Here is a 19,992-nt window from a genome sequence, read left to right as displayed (position 1 = left end):
AATTTTAAATTACAACGACCCTATTGGTATTTATAAAAAAACGGGGGATGGTGATGATCACCATCCCCCAGTCACAGGGAGCACCGTGCCAGAGTGGGGCTCTGCTACGAACACCCGCTCGTAGCGCCACAAGTGTCGCATTTCAAGCAGGTACCGTTGCGCACAAGTGTGAAGTTCCCGCATTCACTGCAGGAGTCACCCTCGTACCCCTTGGCCCTAGCCTCACGTATTCGCTCAAGTGTAGTCTCGAGCACGTCATCATGCGCCAGAGCCTCCGATGCTGCGGCTGGTGCCGTAGCCTCGGAAGTAACGGCTATCTGGCCCTCCGAAGAGCTAGCCGCCACATTTGTTTCAGCGATGTCCGGAGCGTCTACTCCAACACCGCCAGAAATTACTCTAAGTTTTGAGGAACGAACGTATCCATTACTTGTTACTTTTCGAATTGCCGCGATTGTTTCAGCTGCCTCCTTTGGCAAATGGCCTTCGTCTGCACCTGTACCCAATGCGTCAGGCAATACGTCCGAGGGCTCAGCATGTGCCAAGTCATCACGACCTAGGTAGCTTATGGCTACCTCACGGAATATGTAATCCAAAACAGATGTTGCCATTTTAATCGTATCGTTGCCTTGAACCGTTCCGCTTGGTTCAAAACGTGTGAACGTGAATGCCTCGACATATTCTTCAAGTGGCACTCCGTATTGCAAACCAATAGAAATTGCTATTGCAAAATTATTCATCAGACTTCGGAATGCGGCACCTTCTTTGTGCATATCTATAAATATTTCCCCTAGGCTACCATCTTCGTATTCACCTGTTCTCAAATACACCTTGTGACCGCCGACATTAGCTTTTTGGGTGTACCCTTTTCGTCGGTGTGGCAAACGCTTGCGTTCTTGTTCAGCGGCTTTCTCAATGATCCGCTCCACGATCCTCTCAGCCACTAGGGGCGCTTGTTGGCTTTTGGGTAAGTCAACCAAATCGTCTTCCAAATCATCCGCGCCTTCGACTAACGCAGATTGAAGAGGTTGGCTGAGCTTAGATCCATCGCGGTAAAGAGCGTTAGACTTGAGCCCCAGCTTCCAAGACATCATATACGCATCTTTGCAGTCGCGCACCGTGGCATTATTAGGCATGTTAATTGTTTTGGAAATAGCTCCGGTAATGAACGGTTGGGCTGCGGCCATCATAAGAATGTGGCTTTGCCAAGAGAGATAGCGTTTCCCCACGCGCCCACAGGGATTCGCACAATCAAACACTGCCAAGTGATCTTCCTTAATGTGGGGAGCACCTTCAACGGTCATAGCCCCGCAACAGTAAGTGTTTGCTTTTTCAATTTCGTCACGAGAGAAACCTAAGGCTGGCAAAATCTCAAACGATGGGTTGTTCAATTGGTCTTCTGAAAGGTTGAGGGTGTCCCGGCAGAAATCGTCGCCAAGGGCCCATTTGTTAAATGCAAACTTTATATCAAAGGCACTTTCTAAATTTTTTTCAACTGCGTCTAACTGTTCTCTACCGAATCCATGTTCTCTTAGTGTATCATGGTTGATAGAAGGCGAATTCTTTAAGGAACCGTGCCCAACTGCATAGGATATAATCTCATCGATTTGGGCTTCGCTATATTTTAAACGCTTCAGGGCGTCTGGAACCATTCGGTTTATGATTTTAAAGTAGCCGCCGCCGGCCAGCTTTTTGAACTTTACCAAAGCAAAGTCTGGCTCAACGCCTGTAGTATCGCAATCCATAACAAGTGCTATTGTACCTGTTGGTGCGATAACTGAAACTTGTGCATTGCGGTACCCGTACTCCTTACCCAAATTGTATGCTTGTTCCCAGGCGTCCTTGGCGGCTTTTGAAAGCTCTGCTGACGGACAGCTGGAGTGGTCTAACGGCACAGGAGGTATCGCAAGTCCTTCGTACCCATCTTTCATGCCTTGTGCAGCCTTTCTGTGGTTACGAATGACCCGCAGCATTGAAGATCGATTTTTCTTATACCCGGGGAAAGCCCCAAGTTCCCCCGCCATCTCAGCTGATGTGGCATAAGAAGTGCCGGTCATTAGGGCACTTATGGCACCGCAGAAAGCCCGCGCTTCGTCACTATCGTAAGGAATTCCCGAGGCCATTAGTAATCCGCCAATGTTGGCGTAACCAAGCCCGAGTGTTCTGTAATCATAGGACAATCTAGCTATTTGATCTGATGGAAACTGGGCCATTAAAACTGCTACTTCGAGCGCTATGGTCCACAGTCGTACTGAATGTGTAAAGTCATCAACATTAAACTTGCCATGACTGTCCTGAAAGTTCAGCAAGTTGAGTGAGGCTAAATTACATGCAGTATCATCTAAGAACATATACTCGGAACAAGGATTTGAACCGTATATACGATCGGTGTTTGCACACGTGTGCCATTCATTTATTGTAGTGTCGAATTGAAGGCCTGGGTCAGCACATTGCCACGCAGCACTGCCGATTTGATCCCAGAGCTCCTGTGCATTGACTGTTTTGGCTACTTTCCCATCCGTGCGCTGAGTAAGATTCCACTTCCTATCTTCCTCTACCGCCCGCAAAAAATCATTTGTAACTCTTACAGAATTGTTCGAATTCTGGCCTGCGACTGTCAAATACGCTTCTGAGTCCCAATCGGTGTTGTAGGTCTCAAATTCAATCTCGGTAAAGCCTTGCGCTGCAAATTGAAGTACTCGTTGGATATAGCTCTCAGGAACCATTCTTTTTCGTGCTTTTATGATAGCACGACGCAACTCACGATTCTTTTTGGGATCAAAACTATCGGCGTTAACTTCCTCACCAGTGTTACACGCACCCAAGATCAAATTCATTTGTTCATTGCAAATTTTAGAACCCGTGACCAGAGCAGCCACCTTCTGTTCCTCTAAACACTTCCAATTTACAAATTCTTCAATGTCTGGATGATCAATATCAAGGGCTACCATTTTAGCCGCTCGCCTAGTGGTGCCTCCTGATTTAATGGCACCAGCTGCTCGATCTCCTATTTTTAAAAAACTCATTAAACCCGAGGATTTGCCTCCCCCGGATAACGGTTCATCTTCCCCTCGAATGGATGAAAAATTACTACCTGTCCCTGATCCATATTTGAATAGACGGGCTTCCCTTTGCCACAGGCTCATAATACCATTGTCCCCAACCAAATCATCATCGACCGATTGAATGAAACATGCATGGGGCTGGGGGTGTTCGTAAGCGGACTTTGATTTTGTCAAACGTCCTGATTGAAAGTCTACATAGGAATGCCCTTGGGCTGGCCCGTCAATGCCGTAAGCCCAATGAAGACCCGTGTTAAACCATTGGGGAGAATTCGGGGCGCCTTTCTGTTTGGCAAGAATGTAACTCATCTCACTGTAGTAAGTTAGCGCATCTTCTTCGGTATCAAAATAACCGCCCTTCCAACCCCAATACGTCCAAGTACCTGCCAAACGATGGAATACTTGTTTTGCACTAGTTTCACCGCCAAATCGGTCCTCCTCAGGAACGTTGGACATAGCGCTTTTATCCGGCACATGACGCCACAACCATTCTGGCACGTTTTTTTCTTTAACTGGCTTTGATACCGCTGGAACCCCGGCTTTCCGAAAATATTTCTGCGCAAGCACATCCGCTGCAACTTGGCTCCAATGTTCGGGAACCTCAATATCCTCATGCTGAAAAACAACAGATCCGTCTGGATTCCGGATCTCACTGGTGACATACCGAAACTCCATACCCTCTAAGGGCGTTTTTTTGTCTTTAGTGTGGCGCCTTTCGATGCGCATATCATATCCCCCAAAACATCACCAATGCGCTTTTTCAGCGCGTATTTGTACTAGCCGACCTAGGCTCGACACCTCAAGAACACGGGTTTTTAAGATTTAAGTACTGTATTAACCGATGACTAAACGAATTAAGTCTCCAGCGCCAGTTATCCCACCCTCGCCCTATAATACAATATTTAGAGCTTAAAGCCTATAGTATCTACTAGATGTTGGTGGTGCAAGTAATTATTGAGTGATTTACAAAAAATACTCTACTATCGATGCTTAATTAATTTGGTGCGCCACTGACTAAAGCTTTCACGTCAAAAAATATATCGGATTTCTGCGATTTTTAGAGATGATTGCATCACTTTGATATTGGAATGAATATTTTGTATAGCGGGTATAAATTATATTTTGTTCTGAAGCGCTGGACTGATGCGGGTGGCGATGTCATATTTACCCTATATTCTATGAAACGGAGGTTTCCTTGATGCCGACGATGATCACACGAATGATTACGTTGCTTAGCGGCGCTTATGTGGGCTCAGACGAGTCGGGAAATCGATACTACCAAAAACGACGTAATACTGGCCCTGGGCGACGCAAACGCTGGGTGGTTTACGCCGGAGATGACGAAGCTAGTCAGGTCCCGGCGCCATGGAACGGTTGGCTTCACTACACCGTAAGTGAACCGCCACTAGACAATGTTAAGACACACGCCTGGCAAAGAAAGCACATCCCGAACCTGACCGGAACAGAAAGTGCCTATCGTCCGCCCGGACACACGCTAAAAAGCGGTAAACGTGATCGTGCCACGGGCGACTATGAATCATGGAAGCCAAATTAATGGGAGAGGAATCAAGGCACGAAATCAAACACATTTTGCTAGGTATGTTAGTAATCGGGCTAACTGCGGCACTATTTCTGTTGTCGTACCAAAGCGGGCCGAAGGGTGAGGCTGCGGGTTATCTTTTGAGCGCCCGTTTCAATGCAACCGATGGTATTTCAGTTGGCAGTGATGTTGTTCTTACTGGCATTAAGGTTGGACAAGTCACGGCGCGAGAATATGATACCAATCGACAAAATGTTCTAGTAAAGATGGCATTTCAAAAGGAAACTAAGGTTCCGCATGAAAGTACAATCTCGATTGTTTCCGATGGGTTGCTTGGCCCAAAATACCTTAAAATAGAGCCCGGTGGATCTGAGGCAAATATGAAGTCCGGTGATACCTTCGAATTCGTCCAAGATTCTATACCACTTCTAGAACTATTAGAAAAAATTGTGATTGAGGCTGAAGAAAAACGTGCACAAGCAATTGGACCGGCATCGGCGAAGAAGACGGATAACCCATTTAGCATTCTTAACCCTTAATCTGTGGGTGTGGGCAAATGAAAAGAAATGTATTGGAGACCACTCTAGCCGCCATGGTTCTTGTGGTAGCAGGAGTTTTTCTCGTTTTCGCACAAAACGTTGGCAACATCGCTTCGATTCAAGGTTGGGAATTGAAAGCAAAATTTAATTCTGTTGATGGTCTTGGTGTCGGGAACGATGTCCGGATTGGCGGCGTAAAAGTTGGCACCGTCGTTGGCCTTACAATAGATCAACAAGATTACCGCGCGCTTGTGCAGATGCAAATCCTGAAAGAATTGAAATTACCCTTTGATACTGCAGCCGCAGTCGTTTCGGAGGGGGTGCTTGGGGGGAAATACATTGCTCTTGAACCGGGTCAAGGCAAGCTTTCTAACCAGAATGGGCTTTTTTTGAAAAATACTAAAGATGTAGAGCCGGTTGAAACTACTGTTGGGAAGGAAATCTTCGGTTTGGGTGTGGGAGGCGATCTCTGATGAAATCAAATTTTAGAGGGAAAAATCCTGACATCGGAGCACAAGCACTATTCTCGCGAAAAACTGCGGAGGCGGTTCTTGGATTTGTTGTTTTATTAGTTATTGGAATATCAGTTTATTTCGCATTTATATCCACCGACTTAAAGCCGGAGGGTGGTTTTAAGGTCACTGCTCAGTTCACCTCTGTTGATGGGCTGGTAATAGGGAGTGATGTGCGTATCGGCGGCGTTAAGGTTGGCACAGTAATAGATCAAAAAGTTGATCCCCAAACGTTTAAAGCAGTTGTAACAATGACGATTAGGCCTGATATTCGCCTAACAGGTGATACGCGGGTGAGAATAGGTAACGATGGGCTACTCGGCGGCAATTATATAAAACTTGAGCCCGGTGGTGGGAAAAAATCTCTTGGTGATGGGGCGGAGCTCACAAAAACAAAAGACGTTATATCGCTCGGCGAACTCTTAGAGCGAGTACTGGTATTGGTTCGCGAAGGTCCGGTGTCTCAATCACCAGGGCTCTAAGACGACGCTTGCATCATTTATGCAAAGTATAAGAGCTATTTAACGATGTTTGTATTTCGCTGTTTGCCTGTGATTTTATTTGGCCTGCTTTTCCTTGCAGTTCCGGGGCGGTGCTTTGAAGGAAATACCGTTGTATTGCAAGGGATGGATAAAGTGACAGCTAGAGTGTGGTCATTTGAGGCGCCAACCGGACGAACGGTGCGCTTTGGGACGTTGGAGATTGTGGTGCAAAAATGTGAACGCACACCTCCCGAGGAACCGCCTGAGTCTGCTGCTTATCTTGATATTTATGAGGCCAAACCAAACGAGACACGTATTGACCTTTTTCATGGCTGGATGTTTGCTTCAAGTCCGGGACTTAGCGGGTTGGAGCATCCCGTATATGATGTGTGGGTGTTAGACTGTAAGCGATAAATAAATACGATCTCAGGAAATAGCTTTAAACCAAAACCCTATAGATTTTGATTTGAACAAAGGGTAGGTGTTCAGGTTAGATTTCTTTAACAAACCATGTGGGTCAAAAAAATTTTTATTACGGCCAATAAAAGTTAATGTTTATTGGATCCTCTATTGCGGAAGGAAATTTGGGTTAGCAGCTTACTATTCGGAGTTTGTTAACCGGTATCGAGTACAAGGTTCAGTTTGTATTCGTCAATCGGCACATGAAAATTAGATTTCATATCAATCGCTTGCTTTAAAAGTGATTGATACTCAGCACGTGATATCGCGATAGCACCAAATCTACTCAAATGTTTATTTATAAACTGAGTGTCAATAAACATAAAATTCCCAGCGCGCATGCGGGCTATTAGATGCACTAAGGCCACTTTGCTTGAGTCGCGTTCACGAGAAAACATGCTTTCGCCGAAAAAAACTCCGCCGAGCGCAATTCCGTATAGACCGCCAGCCAAAAGCCCATTACGCCAACATTCAATGGAGTGCGCAAAACCCATGTCGTGTAATGCTGTATAAAGTTCAATGATCTGGCTATTTATCCAAGTTTTTGGCCGGTTGCTCACAGACGCTGCACACCCTTCCATTATGGACTTGAATTCTGTGTTGATGGTTATTTCAAAACGTTCTGAACGCACTGTCCTTTTGAGGCGTCGCGGTACATGAAACTTTTTAATTGGGAGAATACCTCTGACACGCGGATCAACCCAAAAAATTTTGGGATCGTCATAGCTTTCGGACATAGGGAAAAGTCCCGCTTTATAAGCTCGTAATATAACTTCAGGCGTAACGTCCGGCATGAGCTTAGCTACTTTTTGTTAGGTGAGGACTCAAGCCATGCTTCCAGCCAATGGATGTCATAATGACCTGCAATAAAGTCTGGTTCATTCATCAAGCGCTGATGCAATTGGATAGTGGAGTCAATACCACCTATTACAATTTCATCCAAAGTGCGCCTTAGTCGCATCAAGCATTGTTGGCGATCCCGGCCATGAACTATTAACTTAGCGATCATGCTATCGTAGTATGGGGGTACCCTATACCCAGAATAGATAGCTGAGTCGACGCGCACACCTAGACCACCCGGGGCATGAAAGTCTGTGATTGTACCTGGCGAAGGTGCAAAAGTAATGGGATGTTCTGCGTTGATGCGGCATTCAATGGCGTGCCCTTCAAGTGGGATATCAGCCTGAGAAAAGCCGAGTGATTCACCCGCGGCGATTTTTAACTGAGCACGCACAAGATCGTAGCCGGTAATCATTTCGCTTATCGGATGTTCAACTTGGAGGCGTGTATTCATTTCGATAAAATAAAATTTACCCTCGTCAAAAAGAAACTCCACTGTTCCGGCACTACGGTAGTTTATTTTCTCTAGTGCTTTGGTAACTGCTTGGCCTATATCCGCTCGCGTTTTTTGATCGAGGGCGGGCGAGGGTGCCTCTTCGAGAACTTTTTGATGCCGCCGTTGAAGTGAGCAATCGCGTTCGCCAAGATGTACGACAGTTCCATTTCCATCACCTAGTGCCTGAATTTCAATATGTCGTGGCTTCTGCAAAAGCTTTTCTATGTATACAGTATCATCACCAAATGCAGTCAGTGCTTCCTGTTTACAAACAGCAAGAGCCTCAGGCAGCTCTTCCGCTGTTTTCGCAATCTTCATTCCGCGCCCGCCTCCTCCAGAAGCCGCTTTGATAAGAATTGGATAGCCAGCATGCGCTGCGAACTCCGTTGCTTCTTCAATTGTTGTGACCGGGCCATCTGATCCCGGCACCACCGGAAGGCCAATCTCGATTGCTTTTTGCTTTGCTGTGATTTTATCACCCATTAACCGTATATGTTCTGGCGACGGTCCTATGAAAACAAGATCATGTTCTTCAACCATTCTAGCAAATTTTGCATTTTCCGAGAGAAAACCAATACCCGGGTGTATGGCATCTGCAGCGGTGATATTAGCAGCCGACAGGATTGCGGGAATATTCAGATAACTATCTCCAGAATTTGGAGGGCCAATACATACCGCCTCATCTGCCAACCGCACGTGCATGGCGTCAGCATCTGCTGTGGAGTGCACTGCCACGGTATTTATGCCGAGCTCTTTACACGCCCGGTGAATGCGCAGTGCAATTTCGCCTCGGTTAGCAATGAGAACTTTTTCAAACAAAGGGTTTACTCAATAACTAGAAGTGGTTCTCCAAACTCAACAGACTGTGTGTCGGTTACTAGGATCTTGGTAACTTTGCCGGAATGGGGCGCTGGTATCGGGTTCATGACTTTCATTGCTTCAATAATCATTATCGACTGCCCTTCACTGACACTATCTCCTTCTTTGACAAAAGCAGGATCATTTGGTTTTGGTGAGAGATAAACAGTGCCTACCATTGGTGATGTTACTACACCAGTTAAGTTTTCTTCGGCATTTTCTTCAATTTTGTGTGGGTTTGGTGCGGGTGGGTTGTTATTTTGAGTGGCAGGTACCTCAGTCCTAAAAGAAGAAATATTGCTCTCTCCCCGTCGAGACACGCGGACGGATTGACGTCCCTCGCTTATTTCGATCTCGCATAACCCCGTTTCGTCCAAGAGCTCGCTCAGTTCCCGTATGAGTTCTTTGTTGAGGTTAATTTTAGCCATGCGTTTCAATCCTGTTTGCTGAATATTTGTGCAGCAGCTTCCAGTGCCAAATTGTAACCAGCTGCACCGAAACCGCAAATTACACCGTTCGCGCATCTTGAAATGTAGGAATTATGTCTAAATTCCTCGCGTGCGAATATATTAGATAAATGCAATTCTATGATCGGAATTTCTAATAGCTGTAATGCATCTAAAATCGCTATTGAGGTGTGGGAAAATGCTCCAGCATTTATAACTATGATATCCGTTTGAAAACGAGCATCCTGAATCCAACTTACAAGTTCGCCTTCAAGATTTGTTTGCTTAAAGGTTAGTTCTAAATCGAGTCTTCTTGCCGTGGCTTGAACAGTTTTTTCAATTTCTTCGAGCGTGGTAAAGCCGTAAATGTCTGGCTCTCGTACGCCGAGCATATTTAAATTTGGTCCATTAAGGAGTAGTATTCGCTTTTTAGCGGTCAATTCAACAATCCCGAGCAGTTTATGATGTTCGTACTATATCAATTCGGAGCGGTGGGGAAGAAAAGATGAGTAAGTTATGCAAAAAAAAACGTCTCTTCCCATATCCATTGGGCAGCGGTTAAATTACCGAGCGTTTGATGCCGAAATTGATGGAAAGCCATGTTACAAAGAAAAATTGTTCCCTACGGTGGTTGGTCATCGTCGCTAAGCGCAGAGTGGATTGCAGATGACACAGTTTCGCTTGGTCAGCTTTGTCTTGATGGATCGGATGTCTATTGGAACGAGGTGCGAGCGAACGATAAAGGTCGCAGTGTTGTTTGTAAGCTCGGAGAAAAAGGCGTAGTCGAAGATTTTTCGCCGCCAAACTCTAATGTTCGATCTCGTGTGCATGAGTATGGCGGGGGGGCATATTGCGTAGAGAGAGGCGAACTTTGGTATAGTGACGTGAATGACTGCCGTGTGTGGCATAAATCGCGAGCTGGATCGGCTGTTCCCATCACTTCTGGCAAAAATTGTCGGTATGCGGATCTTGTGCGTGACCCCAATCGAAACCAGCTGATTGCCGTATCTGAGGAGCACATAGAGGGTATCAAGGAGCCCTACAACCGGCTGATAGGAATAAGAGATACTGGCGAAGTAGTAACGTTGGTTGAAGGAGCGGACTTTTATGCATCACCAACGTTGTCCAATGATGGTAAATGGTTGTCTTGGCTTTCTTGGGATCATCCGTGCATGCCATGGGATGGGACTTTACTTTGGCGCGCTTTGATAGAAAATGACGGTTCGGTGGGAGAGAGGGTGCTGTTAGCAGGCGGACCCAATGAGTCTGTTTTTCAGCCAACATTTGCTCCAGATGGCACTTTATATTTTGTTTCTGACCGGTCCGGTTGGTGGAACTTGTATAGACTTCGGGCAAATAATGTCGAATTGGTCTTGCCATTAGAGGCGGAATGTGGAGTACCTCAATGGAATTTCGGATTGTCGACATATGGATTCGCTTCCGAGCATCTTGTGGTAATTAGTTATATTGTGGATGGACTTTCTAAACTGGCGACCGTTGATCTCAGAACATCCGCGTTTAGCCCCATACATTCCTCGTTCGTAGACATAAGCGGGTTAAAAGCTGGAAACGGACGGGTTATTTTTGTAGGTGGAAGTCTCTTGAAGCTACCCGCTGTGGCTTCGGTAAATTTAGAAGAAAAAAAGATTGATATAATTTATCAATCAGGAGAGACAAATTTAGGCGTTTCAAATATTTCAAGACCGATTCCAGTCTCGATTCCTGTTGGCGAGGATGAAACAACGCATGGTTTTTTCTATCAACCGCAGAATGCCTATTGCGTCGGGCCTTTGGATGCCCGCCCTCCGCTTATTGTAAAATGTCATGGGGGCCCTACTGGACAGGCTTCAGCGGCCCTCAATCTGAAAACCCAGTATTGGACAACTCGTGGGTTTGCGGTGCTTGACGTTAATTATCGCGGATCTTCAGGTTATGGTAGGGCATATCGTGAAAAGTTAAATGGTAAATGGGGTCTGGTTGATGTTGAAGATTGTGTTAGTGGTGCAAATTGGCTAGCTGCAAAAGGTTGGGTTGATAAAGGCCGTATGGCAATTTCTGGCAATAGTGCAGGAGGTTATACAACTCTTTGTGCAATTACATTTGAGGATTGTTTTGCTGCGGGTGCTAGTTATTACGGCATTGGAGATCTTTCAGAGTTAGCAAAAGAAACACACAAATTTGAGTCAAGTTATCTTGATATTCTTATTGGTTCGCTGCCAGAGAAAAACTCAAACCTCTCTGACCGCTCTCCCATTAAATTCGTTGAAATGCTAACCTGTCCAGTGATTTTCTTTCAAGGCCTTGACGATAAAGTTGTGTCGCCCGCTCAAGCGGAGGCAATGGTTACTGCTCTTCGGAAAAACGGCATTCCGGTAGCATATCTTCCATTTTCAAATGAAGGGCATGGTTTTAGGCAATCTGAGAATATAAAACGCGCACTAGAGGGCGAGCTTTATTTTTATAGTAGAGTTTTTGGATTTCAGCCGGCGGAAAACGTGCCAACGTTATCCATTGAAAATGCTAGAGGCCTTAGTAAGGAGTAATTTATTGAAACTTCACACTTATTGACGATCCTCAGCTGCTTACCGTGTACGACTTGCTATGGCATTTAAATGTTTAGAGAGCGAAATGGTGGCAGTTAAACTGGCTAAGCGCGAGCAATGGAATAGTAAGTACGCAGCCGTGAATCCCCAATCAGTAGTACCTATCTTACAAGACAAAGGATTAAAGATAGGCCGATCAGTAGCAATATTTGAATATCTTGAAGAGACGTATCCAAAACCGTCCTTTGTGACAGAGGATCCGGCCGCAAGAGAACGCGTTCGATCGTTCGCTCAAGCTGTGGCTTGCGAAATGCACCCACGTCTTGCAAGCCGAATTAGAGATTATGTTCAAAGGAAATTTACTACCAGCGCACGTGACGATTGTTATGCACACTGAGCAAACCAGGGTTTAAGCATGCTTGAGGATTGGCTGAGTAAAGATTCATCAACAGGTGAATTCTGTCATGGCGACACTACTTTGATGGCTGATTGTTTTTTAGTGCCACAGCTTTATGCTACGAAACGCTATGATTTCCTGGACTTCGACGCATTTCCGACATTAAAAGGAATTGATACCCAATGTGCTCAACACCAAGCATTCCAAAAGGCGGCACCCAATCAGCAACACGATGTGGCTACTGACTGGCGACCTTGAGGTAAATTACTGCTTGCCATTTCGTTCTTTCTCGATGAACTTTTTCAGTTGCTTAAGGCTTGCTGCCCCTGGCACGATTTGGTCGCCGATAATAAATGCAGGTGTTCCCTTTATTCCTAGCTTTTGTGCAAGTTCAGTAGTGTCCTCAATATAGGTATCGATTGCAGGATCACTCATATCTTTTTTTAATTCTGCTGTATTAATGCCCACGCTTTTTGCAATTTTCATAATTCTTTTAGGGTTTAAACTTCCACGGTTTTTCATTAACGCAACGTGAAAATCAAAGTATTTACCCTGTTTTCTAGAGGCCATAGCCGCAGTTGCCGCAATTAACGAGGTTTTGCCTAAAATCGGAAGTTCTTTCAATACAACGCGTAGACCCGGATCATTTTTCATGAGCATGATTATTGATTCAGTAACTTGTTTACAGTAACCGCATTGATAATCGAAAAATTCAACCAATGTTACGTCACCATTTTTGTCGCCTGTATACGGCGACATTGGATGTTGGTAAATGCGGTCTGAATAAGTCCTGAGTAATCCTTTGGTCTTATTAATTTGCTCTGCCTGTTCTCGTTCGCGGAGCTTTTCCATTGATTTTACTATTAACTCTGGCTTATTGAGCAGATAGTTTTGGATAATCTGTTCAATGGCTTTCTTTTGTGAAGGCGTGAAAGGCTCAGCTTTAGTCGAAAAACTGAAAAATAAAAAAATCCCGGAAATAAATAGCGCGTATGCCGAAATAATGGAAAATCGTTTCATATTAATTCGAGCTCCGTCCATTATTGACCTGTATCGATAGATGCATTTGTAATCTCATTCTCGATGTCTTGGGCGCGAATATGCTCCGGTGACCCTGCAGACAAAATTCCTAACGCCCTTTTAACATTTTGCTTGGCCCGATTTAAGTCTCCTTTCAGCATGGCCTCTTCTGCTAGTGCTAAAGACGCTTTTCCTGTTTGGCCCCTGCGTCCGTATACGGTAGCCAATTGACGCCAAAGCGCCGGTATTTTGTTCTCGTATCGGAGAGCATTCCTCACATTGAGAATGATTTCTTCATCCAGTTTTGGATTATTAAGCGCCAGTTGCATGCGGGCAAGATTGACACGGATCAACGCTGCCCATGGGATGATTTTTATTGCCCGTGTATATGATCGGATGGCCCCATTGACATCAGCTGCATTTTTCAAAATGTCCCCCTTCAATTCGTGAAAAAACGGATCTTGGGGGGATTCGGATAAAAGCTCATCAATGATCGCTAGTGCATTTCTTTTATCATTGAGTTTCATGTAGGCATACGCCCTTGCATAACGTGCCTCAACACTCTTATCTCTAGCCTTATAAGTCTCTAGGGTTTTTGTTGGATCGTTCACATATCCATTTATTTTACCACGTGCACGGGCGTGCATAACCACATATTGCTGTGGCGTTTGCACATTCGAATAGGGAGAGCTCGCAACATGATTTTCTAGGAATAATATCCTGTCTTTCGTGAGTGGATGTGTTGATGCGTAGGGGTCACGGGAGGCAGTGTATAATAAGGCATTTTTTTGTAATATTTTGAGAAAGTTGAGCAATCCTCTGGAGGATTGTTCAGTGCGGTCGAGGATATCGACGCCAGCTTGATCTGCAGCCTGTTCCATACCTTGGGTATATTTAAATAAAGCGCGTTGACCAAGAGCTTGTCCCCCAATGATAGCTCCACTTAGCCCCTCAGGTTGGCCAGCCGCAATAGCTGCTGCGGCACCAAGCACTGTAGCAATGATGGATTGGTTTGACGCATTGCGCAGCCCCTCTTGAATTCTTGAAAGATGACCGCCAGTGATGTGCCCGATTTCATGTGCGAGCACCCCAATCACCTGACTTGGGTCATCGGCTCGACTTAGAAGACCAGTGTTCACGAAAATCTGCTGTCCGCCCGCGACAAAAGCATTAAGGTCTCGGGATAAAATAATACGGATCTTCACAGCACCTAAATTCAGACCAGCAGCTTCAAAAAGTGGCGCCCCGTATGCACGAATGGTATTTTCTATTTCAGTATCTCGAACAACCCTAGGGGCTTGCGCCTGAGCGTGTGTGCTTGTAAATGCCACAATAGTAATGCAACCCCACATTAAGATGGCAAATATGATATTCAATCGATACAGATATTTTACAAAAAAATTTGGGCACATAAAAAATAACCAACAGTATTTTTTGCGGACTGTACTAGTGCCAGTGGCATGGAGCAACCAAGGTTTCGTCCGTTTAATCATAATTACATTATTTTTTGCCCTCACCGGGTGTTCTTCGATTGAACGGGCAACCAATTCAATACTGCCCAAAACACCCCCATCCATACTCCACGCAGCTGTTGTAGCTGATGAGCCAACTGCGGTTTTAACAGCTCGTGATATGCTCGCACGAGGGGGGAATGCGGCAGATGCTGCCGTGGGACTTTATTTCACTCTCGCAGTAACATTTCCATCCCAGGCCGGGATAGGAAGTAGCGGAACATGTATGGTATATGATCCCAGAGTCAAAAAAGTAAAAGTGCTTGATTTTAGTCACACTCCTCCTAGGGTTGTTGGCGATAAGTTATCCATCCCAATGTCGGTTCGTGGTATGGCTTGGCTTCATGCGCGGTTTGGTCGTTTGAGCTGGACTTCACTACTGAATAGAATTGCCGGTGTTGCTCGCGAAGGTGTGACAACCTCGCGTGGATTTATCAATGACCTGAAATCAGAGGTGCCTAGATTAGCAAATGATGCCACTGCTCTATCTTTGTTTTTTGATCGCCTTGGATTGCCATTTGGCGAGGGGATTATTTTACAGCAAATCGAGCTTGGAGCCGTTCTAGGAAATATTGCTGCGCGGGGGGCTGGTATTTTTTATCGGGGCGCCCTTGCCAAAAGAATTATTTCTGCTGCCGGAAGACAGGGACAGAAAATTGATCACACAGCACTCAGTATTGCTAAGCCTCGATGGCTGCCTGCAAAAGAAGTACGTTTAGAAGGAAGATCAATTTTTTTGCCTGTAACAAAAAACCAAAACCGCGCAGTTGCCTTTTGGCAGCGTTTTACCAAAAAAAGAGATTTAACGTTTTTGAAAACTCGAACAGGGGCCATTGACTTGGCGAAAGCATTGGGGCCCGCAAGCGCAAAAGAAGCAACTTCTAACGTGGGTAGCGGGTTTGTGGTTGTGGATGGTGACGGTCTGGCAGTAGTCTGTTCTGTAACAACGGGGCGAAAGTTTGGCACTGGAAAATTCCTTCCGGGATTAGGATTTGCGCTATCACCAATTAACCGCAGTAGAAGCAATGCACTTCTACTAGCAATCGATTCGCAAAACCATAAGTTCTTATTTGGGGCATCTGGATACAGCAGCGCTGCTGGATCTACTGCGTTGACCGGAGTTGCGGCGAGGGTGCTATTGTCTTTCGAATCCCTGCAACAAGCTAGTGATCATCCTCGTGCACATGTAAACCATGATGGCTCAATAATTTTGGAAAAGGTCATTCGCGCAGAAAAAAATGATAACGTAGATTATTCAAACCCAAATATCGCGATTGTACCATCAATCGGCCGAATAAATGCTCTTTACTGTCCCAATGGGCTGCCACCTGTTTCGCGTGGTGATCCGGCCTGTCAGGTTAAGGCTGATAGACGGGGTACTGGTGTCGGCACTCGGTTCAAAAAAGATATTCGTGATAAGGATTAATAAAAGGAGCCAAGTTTATGGCGTTGAAGATTTCCACTAGGGGATGCATTCCATCATTTATGGTTATGGATGTGCTTAAAGCAGCGAATCAAAAAATGATTGATGGCGAAGCGGTGTATCATCTCGAAATTGGTCAGCCTAGCACTGGCGCCCCTAGCAGAGTTGTTGAGGCTGTTGGTAGTGTGCTCTCTTCAGAAAAATTAGGGTACACCGATGCGTTTGGAATGTCTTCTTTGAGAAGTGCAATTTCTAAACATTATCGTGATCATTATAAATTTGATGTGCCAGTGGAACGAATTGCCGTTACCGCCGGCTCTTCGGCAGGGTTTGTGTTAAGCTTCCTCGCTGCTTTTGATGTAGGAGATCGGGTAGCGGTAATTTCTCCTGGATATCCCTGTTACCGACATATTTTGCAGGCCTTTGGAATAACGCCAGTAGTTATTCAAACCGATATAACTTGCAGATTTCAGCCAACCCCGGAACTTTTAGAGACAGTTTTGCCGCTTGACGGATTGGTTATTGCGTCACCATCAAATCCGAGCGGTACTATGCTTCTTCCTGAAGAATTGGGGGCTCTATCAGACTTCTGTGATGTTGAGAATATTCGTCTAATCTCTGATGAAATATACCATGGGATTTCCCACGAACGCCAAGAAGTTACTGCAACTTCATTAAACTCCGATGCTATTGTTATTAATAGTTTTTCAAAATATTTTTCCATGACTGGTTGGCGAATTGGTTGGATGGTATTACCTCCAGAGCTTTTGCGCTCAATAGAGTGTCTCCAACAAAATCTATTTATTTGCGCACCTGCGGTTTCGCAGGTTGCAGCAAAAGCAGCATTCAAGTGTCATGACGAATTAGAAAACTGGGTAGCACAATACCGAAGGAATAGAGACTTTCTCATAAAAAATTTGCCTGATGTAGGGTTTGATAGATGTGCCCCAGCCGATGGAGCCTTTTACATGTACGCGGATGTATCAGCTCAAACTAATAACAGTGAGAAATTTTGCCAAGACATTCTAAATGCAACTGGAGTAGCTCTAACACCGGGTTGCGACTTTGATCCCAACTATGGGAAAACATCTGTTCGCATCTCTTATGCTGAAGCACCGGATGTTATAGAACAAGCAATTGCCCAACTTCAAAGGTCAAGTTAATTGAGTACTTTGTTCCACCAGCCCGTGCGTTTTTCCCTCTTCTCATTGTTGTCGGCAGATGTCGTAGTGCTTGCAGATAACGGTTTCTTTTCTGATGCCTTGGTCTTTTTTTTACCAATACCCGACTTAAGGGTGTCTTTAGAACCGGAATCTTGAACTTCGGGCGCATCTATTTCTTTTTGCTTTTCCTTTGCAGACACTACCTTTTTTGAAGTGCCTGAAGTCTTTTGGCGGTGCCGACCTTCTGATTTTTTCTTCTCTGATATTTTCTCAGAAATGGGCTTTTCGTTTTCAGAAAGGCTATTGGTTACAGGGTCAGTAGTACGTGCTTTTTCGTCGATATTTAATCCGGGTGATGATTGACCCTCTTTATTTTCTAGATTTTCATGAGTACTCTTACGTCCGCGACGTCTCCCCCCACGTCTGCCTCGTCTGCGACGCTTACGCTGTCCCTCACGTTCATCGCTTTCATTATCTTTAGGATGATCGGCTTGTTTAGTGCTGTCAGGGCCATTTTCAGATTGGGTCTCTTCACTACGGCCACGCCTTCGCCTGCGAGACCGCTTGTGTTTCTTCCCATCATTATCACCGTCACTGCTTTTCCGTGCCGTGGGCGAGATTCTCTCGCCGTTCTCCCCTTGAAACATACAAGTTTCGCCGCCCAGATCGCTGTCTGCAATCACGGTTACATTTATGTCATATCTTTCCTCAATATTAGCTAATGCGTCTCGCTTGTGATTGAGTATGTAAAGGGCGCAGTCAGGATTTACACAAACGGTGATCCTACCAGGCTTGCTTTTTATTGCCTCTTCTTCAATTGACCGTAAGGTGTACAATGCCGACCACTCTATTGACCGCAGTAGACCTGTGCCAGCGCAATGAGTGCAAAGTTGACTGGAAATTTCCGTCAGGCTCGGGCGCAAACGCTGTCGCGACATTTCGAGCAATCCAAAGTGGCTTATCCTGCCGACTTGGATACGAGCTCTATCGGCCCGTATTGAGTCTTTCAGGCGGCGTTCTACAGCATGATTATTCCGGTTCTCGTCCATGTCTATAAAATCAATAACTATCAGGCCTGCCAAATCTCGAAGTCGAAGCTGGCGCGCGATCTCTTCGGCAGCTTCTAAATTGGTTCTAAGTGCTGTTTCTTCGATATGGCGTTCCCGCGTTGCGCGGCCCGAATTGACATCAATTGCCACCAAAGCTTCGGTCTGATGGAGAACAACAGAACCTCCAGAGCGAAGCTGTACCTCTGGACTGTTAATGCTGTTCAGTTGGCCCTCTACTTGATATTTGTGGAACAGAGGAGTGCCACCATTTTTGTAGGGTTGAACCTTCTTTGCGTGGCTAGGCATCAGAGTTTTCATCATGTCTTTGGCAACACGGTAGGCCTCATTGCCATCAACAAATACCTCGTCAATTTCTTTGCTGTAGAGGTCACGAATGGCTCGTTTGACAAGATTAGCTTCTTCATAAATTAACGTGGGTGCAATCGACTGTAGCGTTTGCTCCCGGATCGTATTCCACAACCGTATCAGGTAATTATAATCCCGTTTGATTTCTGCCTTTGTTCTCTCTGAGCCAGCAGTTCGGACGATTACCGTCATGCCGGTTGGAATGCCAAAGTCATCAAGAACTTTTTTTAATCTTTTACGGTCATTTTGATTGGTAATTTTGCGACTAATGCCACCTCCGCGAGCCGTATTGGGCATTAATACGCAGTAACGCCCAGGTAGCGAGAGGTAAGTGGTAAGGGCGGCACCCTTATTGCCACGTTCTTCTTTAACAACTTGAACCAGTATTATTTGACTTCTTTTTATCACCTCCTGAATCTTATAACGACGTCTCAACCTTCGACGTCGTTTTTCTAAATCTTCCAGGTCATCTCCGCCGAAAGTCTCTACGCTATCACCATCTTCTGTTTCATCACTGGCCTCATCGTTATCTGTCTCTTCGGCGATGAGTTTTTCTCGATCAGCGATTGGAATTTTATAATAATCGGGATGAATTTCGTTAAAAGCTAAAAATCCGTGCCGGTTCCCGCCATAATCCACAAAGGCTGCCTGAAGTGATGGCTCCACCCGGGTAACCTTTGCCAGATATATGTTGCCTTTAAGTTGTTTCTTTGCCTCGAAATCATAATCGAAGTCCTCGATCCGGCTGTCCTTGATTACTACGACACGAGTCTCTTCGGGCTGAGATGCGTCGATAAGCATTTGTTTGTTCATTTTGATTTATCTCCATCAACTGGAACCAGGGCGCTGATCGAGCGGCCGCCGGCCGGGTTGGGTTTTTACGGTTAATAGTCCAGGCTGTGTGGTTATGTAATTGATAGCCTTTAGCTAATCGCATTATTTTAGTCTCACGAATAAATGCTGCCCTTTCAATTTGGTTGAGCTTGGGCTCACCCTGAAGTGCACTGATAATACTTTTGACCTGCGCCCAACTATTGGCATTATGGGAAGTTATTCTGGGTGTTGCCATTGGTGTTTTATGCATGGGCTGTTCATCTTGTTTAAAAAATTTTGGTCAGCGTGAGAGCCGATCACAAAGTCATTATAGTAAAATACGCCTATGAGGCACCTTTTCACAATGTGTAATTAACTTTAAATGGTTTTTTTGCGATAAACTAACGATATTCGAAGTTATTGGCTTTTAAAATTCTGCCCTTATAAATTTTATTCAAGTATAAATATAATTTTAT

The 19,992-nt window shown here is 45.2% G+C and carries 18 protein-coding genes and 1 pseudogene; 10 read left to right on the top strand and 9 right to left on the bottom strand.

Annotated features, from left to right (window positions below):
* Positions 1–104: 104 nt before the first annotated feature.
* Complete coding sequence (locus VX941_10885) at positions 105–3,785, bottom strand: vitamin B12-dependent ribonucleotide reductase (GenBank protein MEE2933905.1); 3,681 nt, start codon at positions 3,783–3,785, stop codon at positions 105–107.
* Positions 3,786–4,257: 472 nt separating this feature from the next.
* Here VX941_10885 and VX941_10880 point away from each other — a divergent pair, with 472 nt between their 5' ends.
* From VX941_10880 to VX941_10860, 5 genes are read left to right on the top strand one after another with little or no spacing between them, the layout of a single operon-like run.
* Positions 4,258–4,614: an NADH:ubiquinone oxidoreductase subunit NDUFA12 gene (locus VX941_10880; GenBank protein ID MEE2933904.1), complete on the top strand. Its 357-nt coding sequence runs from the start codon at positions 4,258–4,260 to the stop codon at positions 4,612–4,614.
* Positions 4,599–5,138: an MlaD family protein gene (locus VX941_10875; GenBank protein MEE2933903.1), complete on the top strand. Its 540-nt coding sequence runs from the start codon at positions 4,599–4,601 to the stop codon at positions 5,136–5,138. Before VX941_10880 ends, VX941_10875 begins: the two co-directional genes overlap by 16 nt.
* Positions 5,139–5,155: 17 nt before the next feature.
* Positions 5,156–5,611 (top strand): MlaD family protein, encoded by a 456-nt coding sequence (locus VX941_10870; protein ID MEE2933902.1) that lies wholly within the window; start codon positions 5,156–5,158, stop codon positions 5,609–5,611.
* Complete coding sequence (locus tag VX941_10865) at positions 5,611–6,132, top strand: MlaD family protein (protein MEE2933901.1); 522 nt, start codon at positions 5,611–5,613, stop codon at positions 6,130–6,132. Before VX941_10870 ends, VX941_10865 begins: the two co-directional genes overlap by 1 nt.
* A 45-nt stretch (positions 6,133–6,177) precedes the next feature.
* Positions 6,178–6,546: a DUF2155 domain-containing protein gene (locus tag VX941_10860; protein ID MEE2933900.1), complete on the top strand. Its 369-nt coding sequence runs from the start codon at positions 6,178–6,180 to the stop codon at positions 6,544–6,546.
* A gap of 200 nt (positions 6,547–6,746) precedes the next feature.
* On the opposite strand, the gene aat is transcribed toward VX941_10860, so the two are convergent.
* The 4 genes from aat to aroQ are packed head-to-tail and all read right to left on the bottom strand — an operon-like array spanning position 6,747 to position 9,671.
* Positions 6,747–7,385, bottom strand: coding sequence for a leucyl/phenylalanyl-tRNA--protein transferase (gene aat, locus VX941_10855; GenBank protein ID MEE2933899.1), 639 nt, complete (start codon positions 7,383–7,385; stop codon positions 6,747–6,749).
* 8 nt (positions 7,386–7,393) lie between these two features.
* Positions 7,394–8,746 (bottom strand): acetyl-CoA carboxylase biotin carboxylase subunit, encoded by a 1,353-nt coding sequence (gene accC / locus VX941_10850; GenBank protein ID MEE2933898.1) that lies wholly within the window; start codon positions 8,744–8,746, stop codon positions 7,394–7,396.
* A gap of 5 nt (positions 8,747–8,751) precedes the next feature.
* Positions 8,752–9,213 carry an acetyl-CoA carboxylase biotin carboxyl carrier protein gene (gene accB / locus VX941_10845; protein ID MEE2933897.1) on the bottom strand — a complete coding sequence of 154 codons (462 nt, stop codon included), beginning with the start codon at positions 9,211–9,213 and terminating at the stop codon, positions 8,752–8,754.
* Positions 9,214–9,218: 5 nt separating this feature from the next.
* Entirely contained in the window at positions 9,219–9,671 is a 453-nt protein-coding gene (aroQ, locus tag VX941_10840; protein ID MEE2933896.1) for a type II 3-dehydroquinate dehydratase, read from the bottom strand.
* 159 nt (positions 9,672–9,830) lie between these two features.
* Here aroQ and VX941_10835 point away from each other — a divergent pair, with 159 nt between their 5' ends.
* The 3 genes and pseudogenes from VX941_10835 (at position 9,831) to VX941_10825 (ending at position 12,429) form a co-directional block, all read left to right on the top strand.
* Positions 9,831–11,774, top strand: a complete 1,944-nt coding sequence (locus tag VX941_10835) for a S9 family peptidase (protein ID MEE2933895.1) — start codon at positions 9,831–9,833, stop codon at positions 11,772–11,774.
* 40 nt (positions 11,775–11,814) lie between these two features.
* Positions 11,815–12,171 (top strand): annotated as a pseudogene (locus tag VX941_10830) (glutathione S-transferase N-terminal domain-containing protein).
* Between the two features lie 18 nt (positions 12,172–12,189).
* Positions 12,190–12,429 carry a hypothetical protein gene (locus tag VX941_10825; protein ID MEE2933894.1) on the top strand — a complete coding sequence of 80 codons (240 nt, stop codon included), beginning with the start codon at positions 12,190–12,192 and terminating at the stop codon, positions 12,427–12,429.
* A 6-nt stretch (positions 12,430–12,435) separates the two neighbouring features.
* Here VX941_10825 and VX941_10820 read toward each other — a convergent pair whose 3' ends face one another.
* Complete coding sequence (locus VX941_10820; GenBank protein ID MEE2933893.1) at positions 12,436–13,191, bottom strand: DsbA family protein; 756 nt, start codon at positions 13,189–13,191, stop codon at positions 12,436–12,438.
* Positions 13,192–13,211: 20 nt separating this feature from the next.
* The gene (locus VX941_10815) at positions 13,212–14,522 is read right to left on the bottom strand and encodes a M48 family metalloprotease (protein ID MEE2933892.1); all 1,311 of its coding nucleotides are present in this window, start codon (positions 14,520–14,522) and stop codon (positions 13,212–13,214) included.
* Between the two features lie 103 nt (positions 14,523–14,625).
* On the opposite strand from VX941_10815, the gene VX941_10810 reads away from it, so the two are divergent.
* Together VX941_10810 and VX941_10805 are read left to right on the top strand one after the other, a co-directional pair.
* Positions 14,626–16,128, top strand: coding sequence for a gamma-glutamyltransferase (locus tag VX941_10810; GenBank protein ID MEE2933891.1), 1,503 nt, complete (start codon positions 14,626–14,628; stop codon positions 16,126–16,128).
* Positions 16,129–16,145: 17 nt separating this feature from the next.
* The gene (locus VX941_10805; GenBank protein MEE2933890.1) at positions 16,146–17,288 is read left to right on the top strand and encodes an aminotransferase class I/II-fold pyridoxal phosphate-dependent enzyme; all 1,143 of its coding nucleotides are present in this window, start codon (positions 16,146–16,148) and stop codon (positions 17,286–17,288) included.
* On the opposite strand, the gene VX941_10800 is transcribed toward VX941_10805, so the two are convergent.
* Positions 17,285–19,516 (bottom strand): ribonuclease E/G, encoded by a 2,232-nt coding sequence (locus VX941_10800; GenBank protein ID MEE2933889.1) that lies wholly within the window; start codon positions 19,514–19,516, stop codon positions 17,285–17,287. The genes VX941_10805 and VX941_10800 overlap by 4 nt on opposite strands.
* On the bottom strand, positions 19,425–19,787 hold the full coding sequence (locus VX941_10795; protein ID MEE2933888.1) for a hypothetical protein: 363 nt from the start codon (positions 19,785–19,787) through the stop codon (positions 19,425–19,427). Before VX941_10795 ends, VX941_10800 begins: the two co-directional genes overlap by 92 nt.
* Positions 19,788–19,992: the final 205 nt, after the last annotated feature.

The organism is Pseudomonadota bacterium, from assembly GCA_036339585.1.
Taxonomy (GTDB): domain Bacteria; phylum Pseudomonadota; class Alphaproteobacteria; order UBA8366; family UBA8366; genus UBA8366.
This window is presented reverse-complemented; position numbering and strand designations above follow the sequence as displayed.

Coding starts and splice junctions, on each gene's coding strand:
- aat (MEE2933899.1), bottom strand. CDS start 7,385: ATGCCGGACGTTACGCCTGAAGTTATATTACGAGCTTATAAAGCGGGA.
- VX941_10820 (MEE2933893.1), bottom strand. CDS start 13,191: ATGAAACGATTTTCCATTATTTCGGCATACGCGCTATTTATTTCCGGG.
- VX941_10805 (MEE2933890.1), top strand. CDS start 16,146: ATGGCGTTGAAGATTTCCACTAGGGGATGCATTCCATCATTTATGGTT.
- accB (MEE2933897.1), bottom strand. CDS start 9,213: ATGGCTAAAATTAACCTCAACAAAGAACTCATACGGGAACTGAGCGAG.
- VX941_10870 (MEE2933902.1), top strand. CDS start 5,156: ATGAAAAGAAATGTATTGGAGACCACTCTAGCCGCCATGGTTCTTGTG.
- VX941_10865 (MEE2933901.1), top strand. CDS start 5,611: ATGAAATCAAATTTTAGAGGGAAAAATCCTGACATCGGAGCACAAGCA.
- VX941_10860 (MEE2933900.1), top strand. CDS start 6,178: ATGTTTGTATTTCGCTGTTTGCCTGTGATTTTATTTGGCCTGCTTTTC.
- VX941_10835 (MEE2933895.1), top strand. CDS start 9,831: ATGTTACAAAGAAAAATTGTTCCCTACGGTGGTTGGTCATCGTCGCTA.
- VX941_10800 (MEE2933889.1), bottom strand. CDS start 19,516: ATGAACAAACAAATGCTTATCGACGCATCTCAGCCCGAAGAGACTCGT.
- VX941_10875 (MEE2933903.1), top strand. CDS start 4,599: ATGGAAGCCAAATTAATGGGAGAGGAATCAAGGCACGAAATCAAACAC.
- VX941_10885 (MEE2933905.1), bottom strand. CDS start 3,785: ATGCGCATCGAAAGGCGCCACACTAAAGACAAAAAAACGCCCTTAGAG.
- VX941_10880 (MEE2933904.1), top strand. CDS start 4,258: ATGCCGACGATGATCACACGAATGATTACGTTGCTTAGCGGCGCTTAT.
- VX941_10825 (MEE2933894.1), top strand. CDS start 12,190: ATGCTTGAGGATTGGCTGAGTAAAGATTCATCAACAGGTGAATTCTGT.
- VX941_10795 (MEE2933888.1), bottom strand. CDS start 19,787: ATGCATAAAACACCAATGGCAACACCCAGAATAACTTCCCATAATGCC.